The organism is Schaedlerella arabinosiphila, from assembly GCF_003885045.1.
GTDB lineage: Bacteria > Bacillota > Clostridia > Lachnospirales > Lachnospiraceae > Schaedlerella > Schaedlerella arabinosiphila.
The window spans coordinates 2,430,327-2,454,118 of the sequence record NZ_RHJS01000002.1; the positions used below are offsets into that span (position 1 = coordinate 2,430,327).

At 49.3% G+C, this 23,792-nt stretch carries 19 protein-coding genes and 1 pseudogene; 6 read left to right on the forward strand and 14 right to left on the reverse strand.

From position 1 onward, the window contains the following. Window positions 1-6: 6 nt before the first annotated feature. On the reverse strand, window positions 7-936 hold the full coding sequence (locus EBB54_RS11845) for an ABC transporter ATP-binding protein (RefSeq protein ID WP_125127575.1): 930 nt from the start codon (window positions 934-936) through the stop codon (window positions 7-9). Window positions 937-1,290: 354 nt separating this feature from the next. Here EBB54_RS11845 and EBB54_RS11850 point away from each other — a divergent pair, with 354 nt between their 5' ends. From EBB54_RS11850 to EBB54_RS11860, 3 genes and pseudogenes are all read left to right on the forward strand, one after another. Further along, window positions 1,291-2,346 carry a sensor histidine kinase gene (locus EBB54_RS11850; RefSeq protein WP_243127632.1) on the forward strand — a complete coding sequence of 352 codons (1,056 nt, stop codon included), beginning with the start codon at window positions 1,291-1,293 and terminating at the stop codon, window positions 2,344-2,346. 2 nt (window positions 2,347-2,348) lie between these two features. Then, window positions 2,349-2,983: pseudogene (locus EBB54_RS11855) on the forward strand (response regulator). Window positions 2,984-3,066: 83 nt separating this feature from the next. Further along, window positions 3,067-5,163: a glycogen debranching protein gene (locus EBB54_RS11860; protein ID WP_125127577.1), complete on the forward strand. Its 2,097-nt coding sequence runs from the start codon at window positions 3,067-3,069 to the stop codon at window positions 5,161-5,163. Between the two features lie 110 nt (window positions 5,164-5,273). Here the strand turns inward: EBB54_RS11860 and dnaJ are convergent, their stop codons facing one another. The 4 genes from dnaJ to hrcA all read right to left on the reverse strand — a co-directional run bounded on the left by dnaJ (window position 5,274) and on the right by hrcA (window position 10,233). After that, window positions 5,274-6,452: a molecular chaperone DnaJ gene (gene dnaJ / locus EBB54_RS11865; RefSeq protein WP_004080976.1), complete on the reverse strand. Its 1,179-nt coding sequence runs from the start codon at window positions 6,450-6,452 to the stop codon at window positions 5,274-5,276. A 114-nt stretch (window positions 6,453-6,566) separates the two neighbouring features. After that, window positions 6,567-8,432, reverse strand: coding sequence for a molecular chaperone DnaK (dnaK, locus tag EBB54_RS11870; RefSeq protein WP_004080978.1), 1,866 nt, complete (start codon window positions 8,430-8,432; stop codon window positions 6,567-6,569). 44 nt (window positions 8,433-8,476) lie between these two features. Continuing rightward, window positions 8,477-9,163: a nucleotide exchange factor GrpE gene (gene grpE / locus EBB54_RS11875; protein ID WP_125127578.1), complete on the reverse strand. Its 687-nt coding sequence runs from the start codon at window positions 9,161-9,163 to the stop codon at window positions 8,477-8,479. Between the two features lie 29 nt (window positions 9,164-9,192). Beyond that, a complete protein-coding gene (gene hrcA, locus EBB54_RS11880; protein WP_331496144.1) occupies window positions 9,193-10,233 on the reverse strand; it encodes a heat-inducible transcriptional repressor HrcA in 1,041 nt (346 codons plus the stop codon). Between the two features lie 290 nt (window positions 10,234-10,523). Between hrcA and EBB54_RS11885 the strand changes: the two genes are divergently transcribed. Continuing rightward, a complete protein-coding gene (locus EBB54_RS11885; RefSeq protein ID WP_243127634.1) occupies window positions 10,524-11,072 on the forward strand; it encodes a chromate transporter in 549 nt (182 codons plus the stop codon). Further along, on the forward strand, window positions 11,069-11,623 hold the full coding sequence (locus EBB54_RS11890) for a chromate transporter (protein WP_004080986.1): 555 nt from the start codon (window positions 11,069-11,071) through the stop codon (window positions 11,621-11,623). Before EBB54_RS11885 ends, EBB54_RS11890 begins: the two co-directional genes overlap by 4 nt. Before the next feature lie 74 nt (window positions 11,624-11,697). Here the strand turns inward: EBB54_RS11890 and EBB54_RS11895 are convergent, their stop codons facing one another. The 6 genes from EBB54_RS11895 to EBB54_RS11920 form a co-directional block, all read right to left on the reverse strand. Further along, on the reverse strand, window positions 11,698-12,864 hold the full coding sequence (locus EBB54_RS11895; protein ID WP_125127579.1) for a M20 family metallopeptidase: 1,167 nt from the start codon (window positions 12,862-12,864) through the stop codon (window positions 11,698-11,700). Window positions 12,865-12,894: 30 nt separating this feature from the next. Further along, window positions 12,895-14,145: a coproporphyrinogen-III oxidase family protein gene (locus EBB54_RS11900; protein ID WP_125127580.1), complete on the reverse strand. Its 1,251-nt coding sequence runs from the start codon at window positions 14,143-14,145 to the stop codon at window positions 12,895-12,897. Beyond that, window positions 14,146-15,960, reverse strand: coding sequence for a translation elongation factor 4 (gene lepA / locus EBB54_RS11905; RefSeq protein WP_004081000.1), 1,815 nt, complete (start codon window positions 15,958-15,960; stop codon window positions 14,146-14,148). Between the two features lie 78 nt (window positions 15,961-16,038). Beyond that, on the reverse strand, window positions 16,039-17,016 hold the full coding sequence (gene holA / locus EBB54_RS11910) for a DNA polymerase III subunit delta (RefSeq protein WP_125127581.1): 978 nt from the start codon (window positions 17,014-17,016) through the stop codon (window positions 16,039-16,041). Window positions 17,017-17,043: 27 nt separating this feature from the next. Continuing rightward, window positions 17,044-17,394: a type II toxin-antitoxin system HicB family antitoxin gene (locus EBB54_RS11915; RefSeq protein ID WP_125127582.1), complete on the reverse strand. Its 351-nt coding sequence runs from the start codon at window positions 17,392-17,394 to the stop codon at window positions 17,044-17,046. Beyond that, on the reverse strand, window positions 17,391-19,142 hold the full coding sequence (locus tag EBB54_RS11920) for a ComEC/Rec2 family competence protein (protein WP_243127635.1): 1,752 nt from the start codon (window positions 19,140-19,142) through the stop codon (window positions 17,391-17,393). The genes EBB54_RS11915 and EBB54_RS11920 overlap by 4 nt, the downstream gene beginning before the upstream one ends. Window positions 19,143-19,774: 632 nt before the next feature. On the opposite strand from EBB54_RS11920, the gene EBB54_RS11925 reads away from it, so the two are divergent. Next, window positions 19,775-20,689, forward strand: coding sequence for a hypothetical protein (locus EBB54_RS11925; RefSeq protein ID WP_125127583.1), 915 nt, complete (start codon window positions 19,775-19,777; stop codon window positions 20,687-20,689). A 342-nt stretch (window positions 20,690-21,031) separates the two neighbouring features. Here EBB54_RS11925 and EBB54_RS11930 read toward each other — a convergent pair whose 3' ends face one another. Genes EBB54_RS11930 through EBB54_RS11940 form a run of 3 tightly spaced genes read right to left on the reverse strand, consistent with a single transcriptional unit; the run spans window position 21,032 to window position 23,789 of the window. Beyond that, window positions 21,032-21,556, reverse strand: coding sequence for a hypothetical protein (locus EBB54_RS11930; protein ID WP_125127584.1), 525 nt, complete (start codon window positions 21,554-21,556; stop codon window positions 21,032-21,034). A 34-nt stretch (window positions 21,557-21,590) separates the two neighbouring features. After that, the gene (locus tag EBB54_RS11935; RefSeq protein WP_162307121.1) at window positions 21,591-22,595 is read right to left on the reverse strand and encodes an amino acid--tRNA ligase-related protein; all 1,005 of its coding nucleotides are present in this window, start codon (window positions 22,593-22,595) and stop codon (window positions 21,591-21,593) included. A 33-nt stretch (window positions 22,596-22,628) separates the two neighbouring features. Beyond that, a complete protein-coding gene (locus tag EBB54_RS11940; protein WP_125127586.1) occupies window positions 22,629-23,789 on the reverse strand; it encodes a hypothetical protein in 1,161 nt (386 codons plus the stop codon). Window positions 23,790-23,792: the final 3 nt, after the last annotated feature.

A 23,792-nucleotide genomic window follows, 5' to 3' on the forward strand; every position in this document is an offset into this window, starting at 1 on the left:
CCCCTCCTAATCCCGAAGCTGCTTCCCTGTGATCTCCAAAAATACGTCGTTGAGCGTGGGAAGCTCGGAAAATACCCTGCCGAACAGGATTTCCTGCTCCTGCAGATAGTTGAGTATGCGGATCAGGTTGTGCTTTGCCCTGGTGCAGCGCACGGTCAGGAGCTGTCTCTCATAATCCACGGCGAATACATGGGGCAGCTCCTCAATGGCATGGAGCTGTTCCTCTGTCAGGGCCACCGCCTCGATGGTCACGGTCTCCCCGGTCTTGATCATCATTTTCAGTTCTTCCTTTGTCCCTACGGCAATACTCCTTCCATGATCCAGGATGGCGATCCGGGTACAGATCTGCTCCACTTCTTCCATGTAGTGGGAGGTATAGATGATGGTGGAGCCCTGCCGGTTCAGCTCCTGGATTCCCTCCAGGATCTTATTCCTGCTCTGAGGATCTACCGCCACCGTAGGCTCATCCATGATGATCAGCCTGGGCTTATGGGCGATTCCGCAGGCAATGTTCAGCCGCCTGAGAAGTCCCCCGGATAATTTGCGGGGCCGTACCTTCCGGTAGTCCTCCAGCCCTGCGAATACGACGGCCTCCTCCACCAGTTCCCTGCGGCGCTGCTTCTCTTTTATGTAGAGTCCGCAGAAGTAATCAATATTTTCGTAGACCGTCAGCTCGTCGAACACCGCCACGTTCTGAAGGACGATCCCGATCTGCTGTTTTATATGATAGCTCTCCGGCGTCATCTCTTCCCCGAAGATACGGATTGTTCCCCTGTCATACTTCAAAAGCGCCAGCATACAGTTGATGGCCGTGGTCTTGCCTGAGCCGTTTGGCCCCAGCAGGCCGAATACCTCCCCCTCCCTTACCTGCAGGTTCAGGTGGTCGAGGGCCAAAAGGTCCCCGTAACGTTTCACAAGGTTTTTGATCTCTACCATAGCTTCACATCCTCCTAATATCTCATTGGCTCACGGCGCTCTGAACCGGGAGCTGTTTCTCACTTTTTGTTTCCATGTAATCAGTATACTCTGTCCTCCACCCGGACAGAAGTGTGCATTGTCACCATTTCCATATGACAGATGTCATATGATTGTTACGTCCGGCCAATAAAGTAACATATGATTTAGTGACTGCCGGCAATCCCTTCATTTTTTCTTTGCCTGATCCCCTGTTTTGTATTATAATAGGAGCATAGCAGGCAGCAGGATACTGACTAACATAAAAGGAGCCGCCTCGTCGGCGGAAGAATGATGCGCTATTTTCATGACACCGGATTATTACTATTATACTGTATGGCTTCCATACTATACTTTCCCGCGAATCCCTTGTTCGTGCTGTCTTTTTTATGCGCCCTGATTGTCTGCTGCGCCTGTTTTTTTCTGGACTCCCCCCTGCTGCGCCTGGGATTGGGAATCCTTTTTCTTTCTGCCTCCCTGCTGTTTCCTCCTTTTTTCTGTTTTTATCCGGTCCTGTCCTATCTGTTTCTGCGTGAACGCCGCTGGCTCTGCCTGTCCTGCATCTGCCCGCTTTTTTTGTACCACCTGGCCTGCTCGATGGACGATGTCATGCTTCCTTTGGGGATGGGCATTTTCGGTTTCCTTCTGGCCGCCCTTTTACAAATCCATACGGCACAGTATGAACGGCTCAGCTTGCAGTACAGGCAGAGTCAGGACGACAGCCGGGAGAATCAGCTCCTCCTGACAGAAAAGAACAAGGCTCTTATAGAAAAGCAGGACTACGAGATCTATACCGCGACCCTCCGGGAGCGAAACCGGATCGCAAGGGAGATCCACGACAATGTGGGCCATGTCCTGTCCCGTTCCATCCTGCTGCTGGGCGCCGCCAGGGCGGTGAACCGTCAGACGGAGCTGCACCCCATGCTGGATCATCTGGACGATTCCCTCAATTCCGCCATGGACAGCATCCGCAGCAGCGTACACGACCTGCACGATGATTCCGTGAATCTGGAGGATACGATCCGCGGCCTGGCCCACGGTTTTACCTTCTGCCCGGTTCTCATACACTACGACATGAGCCTTCTGGTTCCCCGGGAAATCAAATACTGCCTGATCAGCATCACAAAGGAAGCCCTTTCCAACGTGATCAGGCACAGCAATGCCAGCCAGGTCCGAATCACCCTCCAGGAGCATCCTGCCCTCTATCAGCTCTGTGTGGAGGACAACGGAACCCGGATCGCCCCCGGATGCCTGAAGGCCGGAAGCAGCCAGAGCGGGATCGGCCTGACCAACATCCAGGAGCGCATCCAGGCGCTGAACGGAAATCTGCAGATCTCGGCAGATTCCGGATTCCGAATTTTTATTACGATTCCAAAGAAGGAGGATTTATAATCATGAAGCTTGTGATCGTGGATGACGACTGTCTTGTATCCAGCTCCTTAAAGACCATTCTGGAGGCAGGGGGGGGGAAATCACGGTATCCGCCACCGGCACGGACGGAACCGACGCTGTGAAGCTGTATCGGGAGCACCTCCCGGACATCCTCCTGATGGACATCCGGATGAAATCCATGAACGGCTTAGAGGCCACCGCCGAAATACGAAAAGAATTTCCTGACGCAAAAATCCTTTTGCTTACCACCTTTTCTGACGATGAATATATTGTAAAAGCACTGCAGGCAGGCGCAAAAGGGTATCTTTTAAAGCAGGATTACACCAGTCTCCTCCCTGCTCTCAGCGCCGTGGCATCCGGGCAGACCGTGTTCGGCTGCGAAGTCGTTTCCAAACTTCCCGGCCTGTTCCGCAAAGCAGAATACTTTGATTATGCCGCCGCACAGATCAGCGCGCGGGAGCTGGAGATCATCCGTCTCGTTGCGGACGGCCTGAGCAACAAAGAGATTGCGTCAGAATTATTCCTCAGTGAAGGGACCGTTCGGAATTATCTCAGCGATATCCTGGATAAATTAAACCTCCGGGACCGGACACAGGTCGCCGTATTTTATTACCAGCATCAGTCAAATACCCCGTAGCAAATTGACGGGGCATCAAAATTCCGGCGCAGAAGGCTGCGGGTATTTGGCCCTCAAATATACACAAATGAAAGGAGTTTTTTATGAATTCATCAGAAATGACACACATTCACAATGTGCCTTTGGAGCCGCTGGACATCATATCCGGCTTTGAAGTCCGGCCGGGATTTTTCGGCACCATGGGCGCAACCCTCATCCCCTGCGGCGTAAGCTTTACGATCCAGTCTCACGGGGCCACCTCCTGCGAGCTGCTTCTGTTCCACAAGTCAGAGGACGAACCCTACGCCGTCCTGAAATTTCCGGAAAACTACAAGATCGGCTGCGTCTATTCCATGATCGTATTTTACCTGGACATAACGGATGTGGAATATGCCTACCGGCTGGACGGCCCCTTTGACGAAAAGAAGGGATACCGTTTTGACTCCAAGAGAATCCTTCTGGATCCCTATGCCAAGGCCGTATCCGGGCAGAGCAACTGGGGATACAATACGAATTACAACCGCGGATACCGCGCCCGCGTAGTACGAAGCAACTTTGACTGGGGTACCGCATATCATGCCAGCATTCCCATGGAAGACCTGGTGATCTATGAAACCCATGTCAGAGGCTTTACCAAGGACAGCTCCTCCGGAGTCTCCCATCCCGGAACGTTCCGCGGGCTGAGGGAGAAGATCCCCTACCTGAAAGAACTGGGCATCAATGCCGTGGAGCTGATGCCGATCTTTGAATTTGACGAGATGCGGGATGTGCGTGTCGTAAATGACAGAAAACTCCTGGATTACTGGGGGTACAATCCGGTTTGCTTCTTTGCGCCGAATACCAGCTATGCCGCGTTCTCCGAAGACAACCAGGAGGGGCGCGAGTTAAAGCTTTTGATCAAGGCGCTGCATGATAACGGCATGGAGATCATACTGGACGTGGTGTTCAACCACACCGCCGAAGGAAATGAGATGGGCCCCTGCTTTTCCTTCAAGGGCTTTGACAACAATATTTATTATCTGCTGACTCCCGACGGCCATTATTATAATTTCAGCGGCTGCGGAAATACTCTGAACTGCAACCATCCGGTTGTCCAGCAGTTGATCCTGGACTGCCTGCGCTACTGGGCCACCGAGTACCGGATCGACGGTTTCCGGTTCGACCTTGCGACCATCCTGGGCCGCAATGAGGACGGCTCCCCCATGAACCAGCCGCCCCTTCTGCGAAGCCTGGCTTTTGATTCCATCCTTGGAAATGTAAAGCTGATCGCGGAAGCCTGGGATGCCGGCGGCCTCTATCAGGTCGGCTCCTTCCCGTCCTGGAAGCGCTGGGCGGAATGGAACGGACGGTACCGGGATGATATGCGCAGGTTCCTGAAAGGGGATTCCGGCTGCGCGGCCATCGCCGCACAGAGGATCATCGGTTCGCCGGATCTGTATGATCCCATCAACCGCGGGCTGAATGCCTCCATCAACTTCCTGACCTGCCACGACGGCTTTACGCTGTATGACCTCTACAGCTATAACGCGAAGCACAACGAGGACAACGGCTGGAACAATACGGACGGTACGGACGACAACAACAGTTGGAACTGCGGCGCCGAAGGGGAGACGAACGACGAGGGAGTCCATTCCCTGCGTATGCGGATGATCAAAAATGCCTGCGCCGTTCTGCTCTGCAGCCGCGGCACGCCCATGTTCCTTTCCGGAGACGAATTTGGAGATACCAGGTTTGGAAACAACAACCCCTACTGCCAGGACAACATCATTTCCTGGCTGGACTGGACGCTGCTTAAGAAAAATCAGGACTTATTCGGATTTTTCCAGTATATGATCCAGTTCCGGAAGAACCACCCTGTGATCCGCAGGAACCTGGAAGCCAGCCTGACCGGATTTCCCTATGCGAGCATCCACGGTGTCCGTCCGAATGAGCCTGATTACAGTGTGGATTCCCATGTAATCTGTGTCCTGTATGCGGGCTATGATCCTGCAGACGAAAAAGAAGATCTGGTTTACCTTGCCGTAAACACCTACTGGGAGCCTGTTACCCTTACCCTCCCGCCGCTTCCAAACGGTATGAGCTGGAAGATCGCGGTCAACACCGGAGATCCGGGACAGAATTATTTTTCAAAGGGGAATATGCCGGATGCCGGAAATCATATTCTGATGAAAGAACGCTCTGTCATCGTATTGGAAGCCTGACGACGGAACCTGGCGGCGGCAGTGTTTTCTGCGCTGCTATATATAGTGACGGCATGCCCGTCATACCGAAACAGGGGGGCTTTTCACCCCCCTGTCCTGTTATCTTCCTTCTATTCTTCAAATACTTCTTTCATCTTATCCTTAAAGAAGCTCTTCTTTTTTGTCTTTCCTTCCTCCGCCTTCTGGTTGAGGGTATTTCCTGCAAGCTGGTCAAACTTGCGCAGCGCTTCTTTGGCTTCCGCACTTAATTTGTCCGGCGTCTGAATCACCAGTGTCACATAGTGGTCTCCTCTGACCCTGGAATCCCGCAGGGACGGTACTCCTTTGCCCTTTAAGCGCACCTTGGTATCTGTCTTTGTGCCGGGCTTTACCGTATAGATCACCTCACCGTCTACCGTCGCGACCCGGATGTCCCCGCCAAGCGCCGCCTGTGCAAAGGAAATCGGAACTGTGGAGAAAATATGCATCTCCTGACGCTGGAAGATCGGATGTCTGGAGACATTGACCTCCACCAGCAGATCCCCTCTCGGCCCGCCGTTTAAGCCCGGCTCGCCTTTCTCGCGGATGCGGATGCTCTGTCCGTTATCAATACCCGCCGGAATGGATACCTGAATCTTCTTCTTGCTGGATGTATACCCGGTGCCGGAACAGGACGTACATTTTTCCTTGATCACCTTGCCGGAGCCCCCGCAGTTCGGACAGGTCTGTACATTCTGGACGGTCCCGAAAAAGGACTGGGAAGCATAGACGATCTGGCCTTTGCCACCGCATTTTGAACAGGTCTCCGGAGATGTCCCCGGCTTCGCCCCCGTACCGCTGCACGCTGTACAGGAATCCTTCAGGATCAGCTCCAGCTCTTTCTCGCAGCCGAAGATCGCTTCTTCAAATGTAATGCGGATGCTCTTACGGATATTGGCCCCTCTCATAGGGCCGCTGCCCCCGCGGCCGCCTCTCCTGCCGCCTCCGAACAGGTCTCCGAAAATATCTCCGAAGATATCGCTGAAATCCGCACCACTAAAATCAAAACCGCCAAAGCCGCCTGCTCCGCCGGCGCCTCCTTCAAATGCTGCGTGTCCGAACTGATCATACTGGCGGCGTTTTTCCGGATCACTCAGTACCGCATATGCCTCTGATGCCTCTTTAAACTTCTTTTCCGCTTCCGCATCTCCCGGGTTCATGTCGGGATGATATTTCTTCGCCAGAACGCGATATGCTTTTTTTATCGCCCCGTCGTCAGCATCCTTGCCTACGCCAAGCACTTCGTAATAATCTCTTTTTGACTCTGCCATAACAATCTGCCTTTCGTCTGTTTATGTCAATTATAGAATGGTATTTTTCGTACACTATATACTATCCAGGACAGCCATAATCTTGCCGGCTGCCCTGGATGTTCAGGAGCAAATTTATACTTCTTTGTAGTCTCCGTCTACCACATCATCGCCCTGGAAACCTTCCGGTGCAGGACCTGCTTCCGGCATCGGACCGGCGCCTGCCGCACCTGCCGCGCCTGCCTGCTCATACATCTTGGTGAACAGCTTCTGCGCACTCTCCATGAGCTTATCCTTGGCAGCCTTGATCTCCGCAACCTGCGCGTCCGTTGTCTCCTCCGGAGCGGACTTTGCAAGGATATCCTTAAGCGCCTGGCAGTCAGCCTCTACCGCAGCTTTGTCGGAAGCATCCAGCTTGTCGCCTACTTCCTTGATTGCCTTTTCGGTCTGGAATACCATGGCATCCGCTTCGTTCCTTGTATCAATCGCTTCTTTGCGCTTCTTATCCTGTGCTTCAAACGCAGCCGCCTCTTTTACTGCCTTGTCGATATCGTCGTCAGACATATTGGAGCCTGCTGTGATCGTAATATGCTGCTCTTTTCCGGTTCCCAGATCCTTTGCGGAAACATTTACGATACCATTGGCATCGATATCGAATGTAACCTCGATCTGCGGGATTCCGCGCGGAGCCGGCGGGATTCCGTCGAGACGGAACTGTCCGAGGGACTTATTATCCCTTGCGAACTGTCTCTCACCCTGTACAACGTTGATATCAACCGCTGTCTGGTTGTCTGCTGCCGTAGAGAATACCTGGCTCTTCTTGGTCGGAATGGTCGTATTTCTCTCGATCAGTCTGGTAGCAACTCCGCCCATGGTTTCAATGGACAGGGACAATGGGGTAACATCCAGAAGAAGGATATCGCCTGCGCCGGCATCCCCTGCCAGCTTGCCGCCCTGTACGGACGCGCCCAGCGCTACACATTCGTCCGGATTCAGAGATTTGCTCGGTTCTTTTCCTGTCAGGCGCTTCACTTCCTCCTGTACCGCCGGGATACGGGTGGAACCGCCTACCAGCAGTACCTGGCCCAGCTCGGATGCGGTGATTCCCGCGTCAGACAATGCCCGTCTTACCGGTTCTGCGGTCTTTTCTACCAGATCGTGTGTCAGTTCGTCGAATTTTGCCCTTGTCAGGTTCATATCAAAATGCTTCGGTCCTTCGGACGTCGCTGTGATGAACGGAAGGTTGATGTTGGTTGTGGTAGCGGAGGAAAGCTCTTTCTTCGCTTTTTCCGCCGCTTCTTTCAGTCTCTGCAGAGCCATCTTGTCGTTGGACAGATCCACGCCCTCTTTGGACTTGAAGTCAGACAGCATGTAATCTGTCACCTTCTGGTCAAAGTCATCCCCGCCCAGCCTGTTGTTGCCGGCTGTGGAAAGAACCTCAATGACACCGTCACCGATCTCGATGATGGATACGTCGAAGGTACCGCCTCCCAGGTCATATACCATGATCTTCTGTTCTTTTTCGTTGTCCAGTCCGTATGCAAGCGCAGCCGCCGTGGGCTCGTTGATGATACGCTTCACATCCAGGCCAGCGATCTTGCCCGCGTCCTTGGTCGCCTGGCGCTGTGCGTCATTAAAATATGCCGGCACGGTGATTACGGCCTCTGTCACCTTTTCTCCCAGATATCCTTCCGCGTCTGCTTTCAGCTTCTGAAGGATCATCGCGGAGATCTCCTGGGGAGAATATCTCTTGTCGTCGATCGTCACCTTATAGTCAGATCCCATCTCCCTCTTGATGGAAGAAATAGTCTTGTCGGCATTGGTAACCGCCTGACGCTTTGCAGGCTCGCCTACCAGACGTTCTCCTGTCTTTGTGAACGCCACGACTGAAGGCGTTGTCCTCGCGCCTTCCGTGTTCGCGATCACCGCCGGCTGCCCGCCTTCCATTACGGCAACGCAGCTGTTTGTAGTACCCAAGTCAATACCTATGATTTTTCCCATGATCAATTCCTCCTGTTTTTTTCTAAAATTAACTGATAGAATGCTTAGTTTGCTACTTTCACCATGCTGTGCCGTACGACACTGTCATGGTATGTGTATCCTTTCTGGAATTCCTCGGCTATGATATTCTCGCCCAGCTCCTCGTCCTCCACATGCATCACCGCGTTGTGGAAATCCGGATTAAATTCCTGGCCCACTGCTTCGATCGGCTTTACACCGATCTCCTCCAGTGTAGTCATCAACTGTTTGTAAACCTTCTCCATCCCTTCCAGGACCGGATTTTTCTTTTCTTCCTCCGGCACTGCTGCCAGGCCGCGTTCAAAGTTATCCACGACCGGAAGAATTTTATTTATGATATCCTTCGCGCCGATCTCGTACATCTGGGATTTCTCCTTGTCCGTACGCTTGCGGAAGTTATCAAACTCAGCCATCTGACGGGTAAGACGGTCCGTCAGTTCTTCGATCTTTTCGTCTTTTTTATCTTTTTTGTTTTTCTTGCCGAAGAGCTTTCTGCTCTTCTTCCCGCCGTCCGGATCTTCTTCCCCGTCCTCTTCCTCAGACGTTTCCTCCCCGGCGGTGTCTTCGTCTTCTTCGGCAGCTTCCAGAGCTTCCTCCCGGCTGTCCGCTTCTTCCTCCTCGGATTCGGACTGTTCCGCCTGCTCCCTGGCCGCCTGTTCTGCCTTTGCCTTTGCTTCTTCCACAGCTTCCTTTACCATATCTTCCTTACTCATCTTTTCCTCCACCAGCTTCACCTTCCTATTCATCCATCTTTCTTATTGATCGCGTCCAGCTTACTCTGTAAGGTCTTCAGCGTCTTCATAACGTGCTCGTAATCCATACGCTTGGGACCGATGATGCCGATGGTTCCCTTCATCCCGTCCCCCAGATCGTAAGTTGCGGTGACAACGCTGCAGTCGCGCATCGTCTTCACCGGCGCCTCATCACCGATATAGACCTGAATCCCGTGGTTCTCTTCACTGGACAGGGTCTCTGTTACAAGCTCCGCCAGCTGCTGCTTTTCCTCAAATGCATTGAGAATCTCCTGAGCGCTCTGCTTGTCGCTGAGCTCCGGATATTTGAAAATGTTGGTCGCGCCGCTTGTATAGATCTCCATATCATCCTCTACCTGGATGATATCCGCCACCGCGTCCAGAACATCGCTTATGACATTGCTGTGGATGCCGGCCTGCTCTTTGAGCCTGGCGATCAGCCCTAGGTTGATCTCTTCAATGGACATGCCGTTCAATGTGGTATTCAAAAGCATGTTCAGCTTCAGCAGCGTCTCATTGCCGAGCATCTCACCGACGTCTATGATCTTGTTCTTGATCACATTGCCGCTCATCACGATCACCGCCACGATCTGATGGGCGTCTACCGGGGAAAGCTGGATAAACTTCAGGGAGTTCCTCCGGTTCACAGGAGAGGAAACCATGGTCGCGTAATTGGTATTCGCAGCCAGAACCTTCGCCGCCTGCTTGAGCACCTTCTCCACCCGGTCCGTCTTCTCGAGCATCACGCTCTTTAACTCCTCCAGCTCCTGCTCCTTATCCTGCATCAGCATATCCACATATAACCGGTACCCCTTGTCTGAGGGAATCCGTCCGGCGGAAGTATGCGGCTGGAATATATAGCCCAGATCTTCCAGATCCGCCATCTCATTGCGGATCGTCGCAGAACTCAGCTTGAGATCCGTTGACTTCGAAAGGGTTCTGGAACCCACCGGTTCCCCGGTCTCCAGATAATTCTGGATGATAGCCCGTAAGATGGTATGCTTTCTTTCACTCAATTCGGCCGCCATCATATCCCTCCCTTTTTTGTCCCTTAGACCATAATCTGTATTTCGTTTTTTCTATTAGCACTCCCTTGATTTGAGTGCTAACATCTTACGTATATTAAGATAGCACCTTGATTTCCGTTTGTCAACATACTTTATATATTTTTTATCATTTTTTAGCTCCGGGGATTCCTGAATAACTCCCGGGCTCTTTTGATTTTCCCTTGCCATTCCTTCAAAAATATCGTAATATTAATTCTGGAAAAAAACAGCAGCAGGATTTCCTTATACTGGTTCTGCTGCGGGAGGCAGAAAGTATGATAAAAAAGCTATGGGAATTATATGTTACGTTTCTTCGTGTGGGCGGCCTTACGTTCGGAGGCGGTATGGCCATGCTGCCCATGCTGAAGCAGGAAGTCATCGAGAAAAAGGGCTGGACCACAGAAGAAGAGCTGCTGGATATCTATGCCATCGGCCAGTGTACGCCGGGCATCATCGCAGTCAACACATCCACCTACATTGGCTATGAGCAGGCCGGGATCCTCGGGGCCATATCCGGTACGCTGGGCATGGTCACCCCTTCCCTGGTCATCATTACCCTGATCGCGACGATCCTAAACCGCTTTATCGCGGAGCCCCTGGTCGTCCACGCCCTGTCCGGCATCCGGGTTGCGGTCTGCGCCATGATGCTCAACACGGTCATCTCCCTTGCAAAGGCCGGGATCAAGAATAAGCTGGGCATCCTTTTGTTCCTGGCCGGGTTTCTTCTCGCCACATTCTCACCGATTCCGACCATCGTGCTGGTGGTCTGCGCGGCTGCCACCGGAATCTGTGTCCATTTGAGAAAGGAGCGTGCCGAATCATGATTTATCTGACCCTGTTTATCGAATTTTTCAAAATCGGTCTGTTCTCCATCGGCGGCGGCATGGCAACCGTTCCGTTTCTGATGGATCTGGCCCGGAAGTATCCCTGGTTCACCGCGTCCGAGCTGGCGGACATGATCGCCATCAGCGAAAGCACGCCCGGGCCCATCGGAATCAACATGGCGACTTACGCAGGCTTCCATGCCGCGGGAATCCCGGGCGCCGTACTGGCGACTCTGAGCCTGGTTTCTCCTGCTATCATTATCATTGTCATAATCGCAAAATTTATGTCTGATTTCAGCGAAAACAAATATGTCCGTTTTGCATTTTACGGAATCCGCCCGATGATCGCGGCGCTGATCGGATATGCCGTGTGGCAGATCGCCGTCATCACTTTTGCGGACCTGTCACAGCCGAAGCCAGTCTTTCACTATTCTTCCATCGGCATCTGCCTTGCGATTTTCCTGCTGCTGCAGTGGAAGCCATTAAAAAAGCTCCACCCAATCCTCTGGATTGGCTGCGGAGCCCTGCTTGGTATTTTATTTCGTCTCTGAACGGCCCGGACGCCGCCGGTTTCCGCCGATGCATGGATGCTCCCGTGCACCGGCGGGACTGGCCCGTTAAGGCTTCACAGGTTCTTTACCAGTTCCTTCAGTACATTTTCACAGCGCAGAATATCTGCAACCGGCACGTATTCCTGAGGCTTATGGGCCAGTTCCAGGTCACCCGGTCCATAGGACATACAGTTTCTGTTTCCCCATGTTCCCGCGATCACCGCCGTGTCCGTATAACCCGGAAATACCCCTGTTTCCGCAGGCCGTCCGTTCACCGCCCGGCAGGCATCCTGGAGCTTCCTGTACAGCTCTGACGTCTCATCCATCTCAATCGAAGGCCGGTCTCCGGTCACCTCAAACGTCACTTTGGTCTTTGGAACTGTCCTCTGGGCATGATCGGCCGCTTTTTTCACCATCTCTTCCCCATCCCCTCTCGTATAGGGCGGGACCAGCCGCATATCCACGGTAAACCTGCACTGCTCGGACACCGCATAGGGCTGGCTTCCCCCCGAGATCCGTCCAAAGGAGACCGTAGAGGCCCCCATCTGCGGATGCTGCGCCATCTCTGCAAATTCCCTTCGGAGACCGCCGATGACCTCTGCCGCCGCTGCAATGGCGTCCGCCCCTTTCCAGGGGGTAGCCGCGTGTGCCGTGATTCCCTCCGCGGTAATCTCAAACCAGAGCCGCCCCTTGTGGGCAGCCTGCACTTCCCCGTTGGTTGGCTCCATGTCCAGCACCAGGGAGTCCTTTGCCACCCATCCGGATTGGATCACTTTTTCCGCACCGGCCATATGGCCCTCTTCATCCACTGTGCCGATCAGCTTCAATGTACGCCCCTGCACGGCTCCTTCCGTGAAAAGCTCCGCCGCGCTTTGAAATGCCGACAGGGCGCAGGCAAACCCGGACTTCATGTCGCAGGCGCCCCGTCCGTACAGCTTTCCTTCCCTGATCTCCCCGGAAAACGGGTTTTCTTCCCATCCATTGCCGGCCGGAACCGTGTCCATATGGCAGATAAATACCAGCTCCGGAACACGCTCCTTCCCCGGAAGGGTAAGCATGACATTGTTCCTGCCCGGCAGTACTTCCTCTGTCCGGATCGTAACACGGTCATTGAACTGTTTCAGCTTTTCCCCAAAAGACAGAAGGAACTGTTCCATTCCGTTCTCACCGGCTCCCGGATTCGTGCTGTCGATCCGCACCATCTGCTGTGTAAGCTCCACCGCGCTCTGCTTTTGCTCCATTTTTTTCACTTCCTTTGTTTAGATTCTATGTCAAAACAGAAACTGCGCAAATACATAGTTGCTGATATGGATTCCGCTTTCGGTCAGCCGGACCCGATCCTCCGTGATTTCCAGCAGGCCGTTTTTCTCCATCTTATATAACGGCTCCCCATATACCTGGTCCATCGGAATGCCGAATAAACGGAGAAATTCGGATTTGCTCACGCCACACATCATCCGCAGCCCGAGAAACATAAATTCCTCCATCTCATCCTTCACAGTCAGCTCTTCCCTTTCCTCCCAGAAGTTCTCTGCCGGTCCGGCCCCGGACAGATATCCCGTCAGGTCAAAGCTGCGGCAAAATCTCGTGTTCCGGATCAGCGAGGAGGCTCCCAGCCCGATCCCTAAGTATTCCTTCCTCTGCCAATATCCCATATTATGCCTGCACTCACAGCCCGGCTTTGCATAATTCGAAATCTCGTATCTGCTGTAGCCGTATTCCTGTAAGATTGCTGCCGTGTCCTCATACATCCGGCGCTCCGTCTCTTCATCGGGCAGCCTGGGAATCCGGACTCCTGCCGGCGGCTTGTAAACGTGCGCCCAGCTCTCCCCTTCATGTTCCCTCTGGTCCGCCGTGGCTTCTTTTTCTTCCTCTCCATTCCCGGAGCGCATACATTCCGATGCCTCCCCGTACATGTCATAAAATGGGGTCCCTTCCTCAATGATCAGGCTGTACACGGACAGGTGTTCCGGCGAAAGCTCCGCCGTTTTTCGCAGCGTCTCTTCCCAGCTTTTTGGCGTCTGGCCCGGGATTGCAAAGATCAGATCTATATTCGCATTGTCTATGCCTGCCCCGCGAACCATCTCCCAGGTATCCAGAAACTGCCGGTAGTCGTGGATTCTACCCAGCATCCGCAGCTCCTCATCTTTCGCAGACTGCAGTCCGATGGAAACCCGGTTCACTCCGGCCGCTTTCCACGCCCGGATTTTTTCTTCAGTTACGGTTCCCGGATTGGCCTCAATGGTGATCTCCGCGCCGGTATCCACCGTGAAGTTCTCCCGCAGCGCGGCGAATATGTCCTGAATCTGCCCGGGAGATAAAATCGAGGGGGTTCCTCCGCCTGTAAAAATCGTAGAAACCCGGTAATCAGCAAACCACTTCCTGTAACTTCTGATCTCCCTGACCAGAGCATCCACGTATTGCTCCCTGACCGCTTCGTCTGCGGGTCCTGACAGGAAGTCGCAGTAAGCGCATTTCCGGATGCAGAACGGGATATGCACATACAATTCCAATTCTCTCACTTAATCCTCGTCCAGCTTCAGCACACTCATAAATGCTTTCTGCGGGATTTCTACATTTCCCACCTGGCGCATCCGCTTTTTTCCTTCCTTCTGCTTTTCCAGCAGCTTCTTCTTCCGGGTGATGTCGCCTCCGTAGCACTTTGCCAGCACGTCCTTTCTCAGCGCCTTGACCGTCTCCCTTGCAATGATCTTGCTCCCGATGGCCGCCTGGATCGGAATCTCGAAAAGCTGCCGCGGAATCTCTGCCTTTAACTTTTCGCACATCTTTCTTCCCCGCTCGTAGGCGGTCCCGCTGTGAACGATGAAGGACAGTGCGTCCACCTCTTCCTTATTGATCAGGATATCCAGCTTCACAAGCTCTGACCGCTCATAGCCCAGCAGCTCGTAGTCAAAGGAAGCATACCCTCTGGACCGGGATTTGAGCGCGTCAAAAAAGTCGTAGATGATCTCGTTGAGGGGCAGATGATAATGCAGCACCGCTCGTTTTTCTTCGATGTATTCCATGCTCTGGTAAGCCCCCCGGCGCTCCTGGCACAAGTCCATGATGGCCCCGATAAATTCCGACGTGACCATGATCTCCGCTTTCACCAGCGGCTCCTCCATATACTCAATCTCCGCCGGATCCGGCAGGTTGGTGGGGTTGGTCAGGTCCATGACCTCGCCGTTGGTCTTATGCACCTTGTAAATTACGCTGGGAGCCGTTGTCACCAGATCCAGGTTGTACTCCCGCTCCAGCCGCTCCTGGATGATCTCCAGATGCAGAAGCCCCAGGAAACCGCAGCGGAATCCAAAGCCCAGAGCTACCGAGGTCTCCGGCTCGAACTGCAGGGCCGCGTCATTGAGCTGCAGCTTTTCTAAGGCGTCCCGCAGATCCGGATATTTTGCCCCGTCCGCAGGGTACATGCCGCAGTACACCATAGGGTTCACTTTTTTATATCCGGGAAGCGGTTCTGCGCAGGGACGCCTGGCATCCGTCACCGTATCCCCTACCCGGGTATCTTTTACATTTTTCAGGCTGGCGGTGATGTATCCGACCATACCTGCGCTCAATTCGTCGCAGGGAATGAACTGGCCTGCGCCGAAGTACCCCACCTCCACCACCTCTGCCTTTGCACCGGTGGCCATCATCAGGATCTGCGTCCCCTTCCGGATCTGCCCTTCCTTGATACGGCAGAATACGATCACTCCCCGGTAGGAATCATACACGGAGTCAAAAATCAATGCCTGCAGGGGCGCTTGTGGATCTCCTTTTGGCGCCGGGATCTGCCGGATGATCTCTTCCAGCACGTCGTCCACATTCAGGCCGGTCTTTGCGGAGATCAGCGGCGCTTCCTGGGCATCCAGGCCGATCACATCCTCAATCTCTTCCCGGACCCGGTCCGGCTCCGCGCTGGGCAGGTCAATCTTGTTGATCACAGGCATCACATCCAGGTCATGATCCAGCGCCAGGTAGACGTTGGCCAGAGTCTGGGCCTCCACCCCCTGGGCCGCATCCACCACCAGGATGGCCCCGTCGCAGGCCGCCAGGCTCCGTGAAACCTCATAGTTAAAGTCCACATGTCCCGGCGTATCGATCAGGTTGAAAATGTATTCCTCCCCGTTCTTTGCCTGATACACCGTACGCACCGCCTGGGCCTTGATGGTGATCCCCCGTTCCCGCTCCAGATCCATGTTGTCCAGCACCTGGGACTGCATCTCCCTGCTGGTCAGAAGCCCGGTCTTCTCAATGATCCGGTCCGCCAGTGTTGACTTGCCATGGTCAATATGGGCAATAATACAAAAATTCCGTATTTTACTCTGTTCTATTTCTGCCACGTCTCTTCCTCCTGAATCTCTTTTCTGTTTTTATGGCAATTCGGGACAGCAGACTAAAAATCGATCCGCTGTCCTGAATCATGACGAATATTTTACAAGAAACAACTCCACGGCCAGATGGTCCGTAAGCTTTCCGGTCTTTACGGACTGCTCCAGCACTGCCCCCTCCTCCAGGATCGCCCTCAGCTCCCTGGTGGGAAAATGCTTTGCCTGGTCCATGTACTTCCCGGCCACAAAGGGATGCAGCCCGGCCTTGGATGCGATCTCTTTTCTTCCATAGCCGGATTTTAAAAGCCCCTTGACCTGGAGCAGAATCCGGTACTGCCGGATCATCAGAAACAAGATCCGCATGGGCGGCTCCTTCAAGGCCAGAAGGTCGTAGTACAGCTCCAGCGCCCTCCGCTGCTTCTTCTGCGCCACCGCGTCCACCATGTCAAAAATGTGATTGGAGATCTGGGTCACGCAGACCGCGTCCACATCCTCCTTTGTAATGGTGTCCCGGCCCAGGGTGTAGCAGAACAGCTTCTCCAGCTCCTTCGTGATATTCTCCATATCGGTTCCTGTCTTGTTCAGGAAATATGCGATCGTCTGCTCCCCGGCCTGCCTGTTTTCATTCCTGACAAGCCCTGCGACCCAGCGCTTCAATGTACCTTCGTCCTGAAAGCCCAGCTCCACCGCGCGTCCCTTCGCCTTCACAGTCTTATAAAGCCTGCTCCGCTTGTCCACCTCATTTTCTACGAAGAGGAAGCAGGCGCTCTCTGGCATCTCCTTGATATAATCCGCCAGATCGTTTCCCCCGCTTTTGAAAAATCCGGTGTTCTCAAATACGATCAGCCTTCTCTCTGCAAAAAACGGCATGGTCTCCGCCAGGTCGATGACTTCCCGGATCTCTGTGCCCTTCCCTTCGTAACAGGCATAATTCATGGTATCCCCTTCGGGAAGCAGGGCCCTGGTCAGGCGGTCCCTGTACTGCCTCTTCAGATAGCCCTCCTCCCCAAAGAGAAGGTAAACCTGCTTCAATTGTCCTGTCTTTAAATCCTCATTCAAACTTTTCATAGCTTCTATATTATATAGGAAAACTTTCTATTTTGCAAAGCATTTCCTCACATATGCGCTAATCGCATGTTCTACAAAGGAATTTAAGGAAATCCCCTTGCTGGCGGCACAGATCGCCGCCTTTTTGTGAAGGATCGAAGCCACACGGATATTAAAGCTTCCTTTATAGACCTTTTCCGGCTCCGTCTTCGCTTCCCTGCAGTCTTCCAGATACTCATCCAGCATCTGGTGGAACGAATCCTCCAGCTCCTGTACATTGGTTCCCTGAAATAAAATCAGGCTCCTGATCCCCAGCACTTTTCCGTAAAAACAGCGATCCTCATTGGAATACTCAATGGAATCATAATACCCCTTATACTCCATACAATTCTTCATCATCGTCTCCTCCTTATCATGCGGGCTACCCAAATAAACCGTTTGATCTCCACCTCCTTTCCGTCTGTTTTCACGGTCACTGCCCCGCATTCCTGGGTGCTGTATATACGGCACCCCAAATTTTCCAGCCGTTCCACGGTCTCCCGGTGGGGATGCCCGTACCGGTTATCCCGCCCGGCGGATATAAATCCGATGGCCGGAGCGGCTTTTTTCAGAAATGCCTCCGACGTGGAATGTTTCGATCCGTGGTGTGCCACTTTCAGGATATCGCATTTTTTCAGCCATTCACTCTCTGTCAGCGCCGCCTCGCCGGCCCCTTCCACATCCCCGGTAAAAAGCATGTCAAATTCCCCATATTCCAAGGCAAGCACCATAGACGAGGCATTGCCTGTCTCTCCCCGGTAATCGGCGGCCGGGGAGAGGCAGGTCAGCTCCATTCCGTGATCCAGAACCTTCCCGCCTTCCCGGATCGTCACTACCTCCGTTCCCCAGCCTGCTGCCTTCCCGGCCAGTTCCAGAAGGGCCTCATCCAGCACATGCTCGTCGGGCAGCACCAGCGTCTTGATGCGTACCCCCATAGACTGGTTTTCCAAAAGCTCCTCCACCCCGTTGATATGGTCCCCGTCCCCGTGAGACAAAAATACGTAGTCCAGCGTCCCCACACCCCGGGATTTCAAAAAAGGCTCGATCCGGTATGTTCCCGCATTTGACACATCCGTGCTTCCGCCGTCAACCAGACAATGCATGCCCGACGGGGTTCGGATATACAGGCTGTCTCCCTGTCCCACATCCAGCATGGTCACCTGCAATTCCCCCGTCTTTCCGTGGCTTCCCGCGCAGATCAGGCAGAACGCCGCCGGCAGGAGGAGCAGCACGGTTCTCACCAAGTATACCCTAAGGGCATCCCCCAATGCATGTCCCTGCGGGACAGACGGACTTCGTCCGATCAGGTATATCCCCCGCCTTCCCTCTTCTGTTCCCGTGCGATCCTGGTTACGAGAGGAGCCTTCCGCTTCTTTCTCACGTTCCTTTCGGTTCCTAATACAAAATGCCCCGGCCATACACCCTGCCGCCAGAAGCACGTAATAGACCGCCATCCAGAAGATTCCCGGCTGTCCGGTTATGATTCTGGCTCCGGGCAGCTCCATGGACAGGCCGCAGCCCCATTCATAGAACCACAGTATTCCTTTGCAGACCAAAAGGAGCGCCCTTCCGCCTCCGGCCCACAGACAGGCCAATACAGAACCGGCAATCCCTGCCCCCAAAACGACGGACATAAGCGGAACCACCAGCAGGTTCAGCAGCAGGGAATACAGAGGAAATTCAAAGTAACACCAAAGCATCACCGGAAGCAGCATAAGGTGGATAGACAGCCCGGCGCAGAACGGCTTCGGAACCGCATGAAATCCGTCCACCACCGGATATACCAGCGCGATCCCCAGGATTGCCCCGAAAGACAGCAGAAATCCCGCATCCAGCAGGTACAATGGCTGCCACAGCACAATCACCGCTGCCGCCGCCGACAGGCTGGTGGGCAGGTCGTAGGTCCGCCCGGACATGTCCGCGCCCATCCGCACCAAAAACATGGTCAGCGCGCGCAGGCTGGACACCCCGGGGCCAACCATCAGCGTATAGAGAAGTAAAAACAGGGCCCCGGCGCTTCCTGCCAGAAAAAATGACAGACCTGCTTTTCGCAGCAGCTTATAAAATCCGATTCCAAGAAAGGACATATGGAGACCGGATATCGCCATAATATGTACTTCCTTCTCTGTAGTATTGAAAAATCAAGCTTTTTACACGATACACGGTGTTTATATTGTTCACTATGAAATAAGATTTTGGCATTCTATTTAAATACTCTTTGTTTCTAAATATACCTTCTCTTATAAATAATAAGGATTTTATACCTGTATTTCTGTAAAAATAATTTACTTTTTAACAAGTCCCAAATATTTTCACAAATTGTCCAGTCCTGTAGATACGTGTTAGCGAAAACGCTAGGTGTAAGTAATGTCATTCTGAAGAAGAATTTTCCTGTTTCATCGAATCTACATTAGGTTCATTCCATACATTAATTCCTTCTTTCATGCCTGCTACTACTAATTACTACTGATTATCCATCTTTACCTTGTTTTATATCAGGAAATAATGTTAGAATACTTTTAATACCTAAAGAAACACAGCATAAATATCTGCTGGTTTTCTTAAAAACTTGATAAAATGGGATAATACTGATAATTAGGTTCATTAATCAGCATTTCCCTAACTATTATATTTATTTATATTTATAAACCAACTACAAGTGTAAATTCCAATAGCATCTTCTTAATTAATGGTATATAATTAGATATTATATTACCAACGATTGGAGGATAAATACGATATGACAAGTAAAAATTTTAGAAATACAGAATTCGGTTGGTGGCTATTTGAAAACAAAGCATATGAATATTACGCTACACAACTAGAAAAACAAATGAAACTTTTTGATACTCTATACGATAAAAATAAAGCATATATTAGTTTTTCAGGATATAAAATAATGGTATTTGAGGTGCGTTCTGGAAGTATTTTCTTGATTATTGATGAGGAAAACAACGGAGGAAATTCATTTGTTCAAAAAAAATTAATTCATGAATATTGTGAGATGTTTAATCTTTATAAAAATGATTATAAACTAACACAATACAATATATTTTTGCTTCATCGCTATATCGAAAAAGTATGTGAAAAAATAAAATATGGATTTGAAAGATATACCCATTTATTTAACAAGCATAAATTAATGAATACTAATCTAGGATTTTTAAAAATCGGGATACATAATTCATTCTCTGTTGCTGAATTAAATAAATTGATTGATGCATACAATCGACTATATTCAATAATCTATTGTATTTGTCAATATGGATATGAAGAAGTATCACAAATGAATATTGATGAAACAGAAAAATCTCAAAGCATGATTCTTGAAAGTATTAACATAGGATCATCCGGATTCTTTATTTCAGTTGCTTCTCAAGTAGTGGCAGCGGCTATAGTTGCTTTGGGAAAGGCACTAATTTCAAATGATCAAAATACGTATAATAGCCATAAGCAAGAATTAAAGGATATAGCATATAAAGAGTCTAGAGAGGTTGGAGAAAGAGTTGATGAATTAATTCAACACTGGGACAATTTAGAAAGATTGAGGGAAAATCACAGAGTTCCAACTCATATTATTGATCAAAGAATATCTCAAATTGCTGATGAAATAGCAGAATTACAAGGAACACAACACATCGATTTGTTAATATAAAAATCTGTAGTTCTGTAGCCAAGAAAAGGGGTTATAATACATAATAATGGGACAATATTTACAAGGTATTCTTCCTTTCTATGATAGAAGTATCTCTAGTTTAGCATAAATAAAATTTGCATAATTTTTGGTAATGTAAAATAGTTTGGCTCTTTGTCAAGTTAGTCGTAAACGGTAGATACCGTTTACAGTTAATCGAACTTTTCCATGCTGAATTCAACTAATATGTGGAAAGAACCTATCTACTGTTTACTTAATACTCAGCACTTACTACTTAAGAAATATGGCAAGTAATCCATAGATTACTTGCCACAAAAATAATCTGTATAAAATTTTTCTACCTTACATTATCTCTATGTTAATACATAATTCCTGAATCACATTAAATATTGAATCATTTAAACCACAATATTTAACTAACTCATCTCCAACAAATTGAAATTTTTCATATCCTCCTATGGGTCCAGGAATATTTATTGTTTTTTCTTTTATTATATGTTCCCAAATATCATCTAAATTCACTTTCAATCGTAAACGGTCTTCATTAGTAAGCGCATAATATGCTGACACATAAAGTAAAAGCTGCCGCTTTTCAGTTTGTATCCAATCACGTATTATATTACACAAACGGTCTCTCTCTTCTAAGACATCTTTTTCGCTTATCTCAATTGACTCTAATATTAATAAACCTTCTTTATCCCATAATGAGTTACTGACAACATTTTTATATGCGTGTAACAAATTCTCGCAATCTTTTCCCCGCTCAACAGAAAGCTTATCCATATACATCAACGAAACAACATATCCCATTGCCTCTGGAATTCTAAAATTCTTTAATAACTTTTCAAAATATTCTTTATTTTTCATATTATTATCATAGCTCCTTTCACAAAAAACTTATTTATATTTCTCCAATTTGAAACCTATTTCTTGTAAATACTTCAACACTCCGAATATCTTGTATATTTAATAACCACATTAAATAACGTTCAACTCCCATCCCAAAGCCTGATGTTTGTAAAGGATACTGCCTCTTCATATCAACATACCATTTGTAATCATCAACCGACAAACCATGTTCATCCAAAGCACATAATAAACTATTTGCTTCAAAATGCCTTTGACCTGCACCAACCACTTCTCCTATACCAAATAGCAAATCAGCATTAAGCGCAAATCCACTCTGTGGATTAAATGCTTGATAAAATGGAACCGCCATTCTATCCCAACATTCTATCCATATAAATTCCCCCAACTTTTCCATTAAAATTTTTTCACCTTTTGGTGATATGCGAAAACTTCCACTTTCACATCTTTTTAACGCATTACTATATCCTTCCAATGTTTTACATGCCTCTTTGTAGGAAATGCTTTGAAATACAAACTCCTTACTAAGTAATGAATGAACTCGATTTTCAATACCAGGAATATCATTCAAATCGTCTTTCAGATTTCTCCAAATAAACTTAGTTATATATTTTACATACTGTTCCACTAATCTTTTGACGTCCTCAAGTGTACCCACGATTTCCGCTTCAGCATGATTAAACTGCGCCAAATGTCGATCATCTGGTTCTTCATCACGAAAAGAATGCCCATAAAAAAAACTTCCTACTTTACTAGAGCGGCATGTATACTCAAGATGAAATTGTGCAGAGTCAGTTAACTTAGTAGATCTATTCTTAACTTGAATAACAACAGGTTCCGAATCACTTCCTGGTTCCATTGGACTTGATGCAGCTCCTGTTGTCGCCGGAACCGGAACATACTGCATTCCTTTATCTGCAAAAAACATAAAAGTCGCTTTAGCAATTTCATTATGCAGTTTCACCAAAGTGAAAAATTCTGAACTAACTGACTCATTAACTTGATTTGCATACCGCTCTTTCCAATTATCCTTAATCATATCATCCTTGCCTTTCTCCATATTCTAACATTTTTAATCTTTTGCTAACCAATCAAAAACTATACTAAGTACACAAGAAATACCGATTGGCAAAAACAAAAAACCGCTCACCGTTTTTCCACACGCAATTAATATTCCAGCTAATATACATATTGCTATACTTGTAATTATTGGAATTCTTTTTCTATAATATGAATAAAAATGAAAGATTTTAAATAAAAATCTTTTTATTGGAAAACGTACCGTTGCTTCTTCTCGGAATCTCCTCAACTGTTCAGGATAATTTGTTGCAAGTACTTCGACCATAGCTCTTAACGAGACTATAGTAACGTATAATACTTCTCCATGTAATTTAGTATTAAATGTCTTAATTTCATCTTTTTTTACCCACCCATTAGTTTCAGGTGCAATATACTCAATAATTTTGGGGATACATTGCTGAACTTTTGAATCATTAGGCAAACATTTTATAAGATCTATCAGAACATATGCTGTAATTCCTCTACCATGTTGCCAATGAACAACATCCTCATTTTCTACCCTACTGGAAATAAGCCACTTAGTCATTGCAATATATGTGTCTTTATATTTTTTATATTCTTCTTTATTACAAATTGTTGATAAATATAGCGCAACTAGTCCAGTATGATTTGCCTGATTCTTAACTGCAATATAATTTTCACCAAAGCACTCCCAATACTTCTTAATACGTTCAATAACCTTATCATGTGGCACAGACCTACCACTTCTCCTAATATATTGCTCCTCATAAGGATATAATGCTATTAATGTAGGAAGGACATGCCAAAAAAAATCTAATCTAGATTTTTCATTTGGATAGTTCAAATCATGATCCAACTCATCAAAAAAGCCATCAAGATACTTGTCATCTGCTAATTTATCAAACTCTCCAATCTTTAGTCCAACTTCCAAACGGGTAAGCCAATGCGGATCTCCTTTTTGGACGTGATCCTCTAACCATCTTGTAGCTTTCTTAAACGCAGGATTTGTATGATTATAGTTTAATGCATACATAAGTTGTATTGCCTGTGAAGTAAGCGTAACTCTGTCTTCACTTCTTAGACCCCAAGAACCATTCCTATTTTGATATGAAAGTATCCTTGTCAAAGCTAAAGAAAAATTATGCTCTTGTTCAGTAGATAAAAGGATACGTCTTGCATCTTCTGATTCCATGCT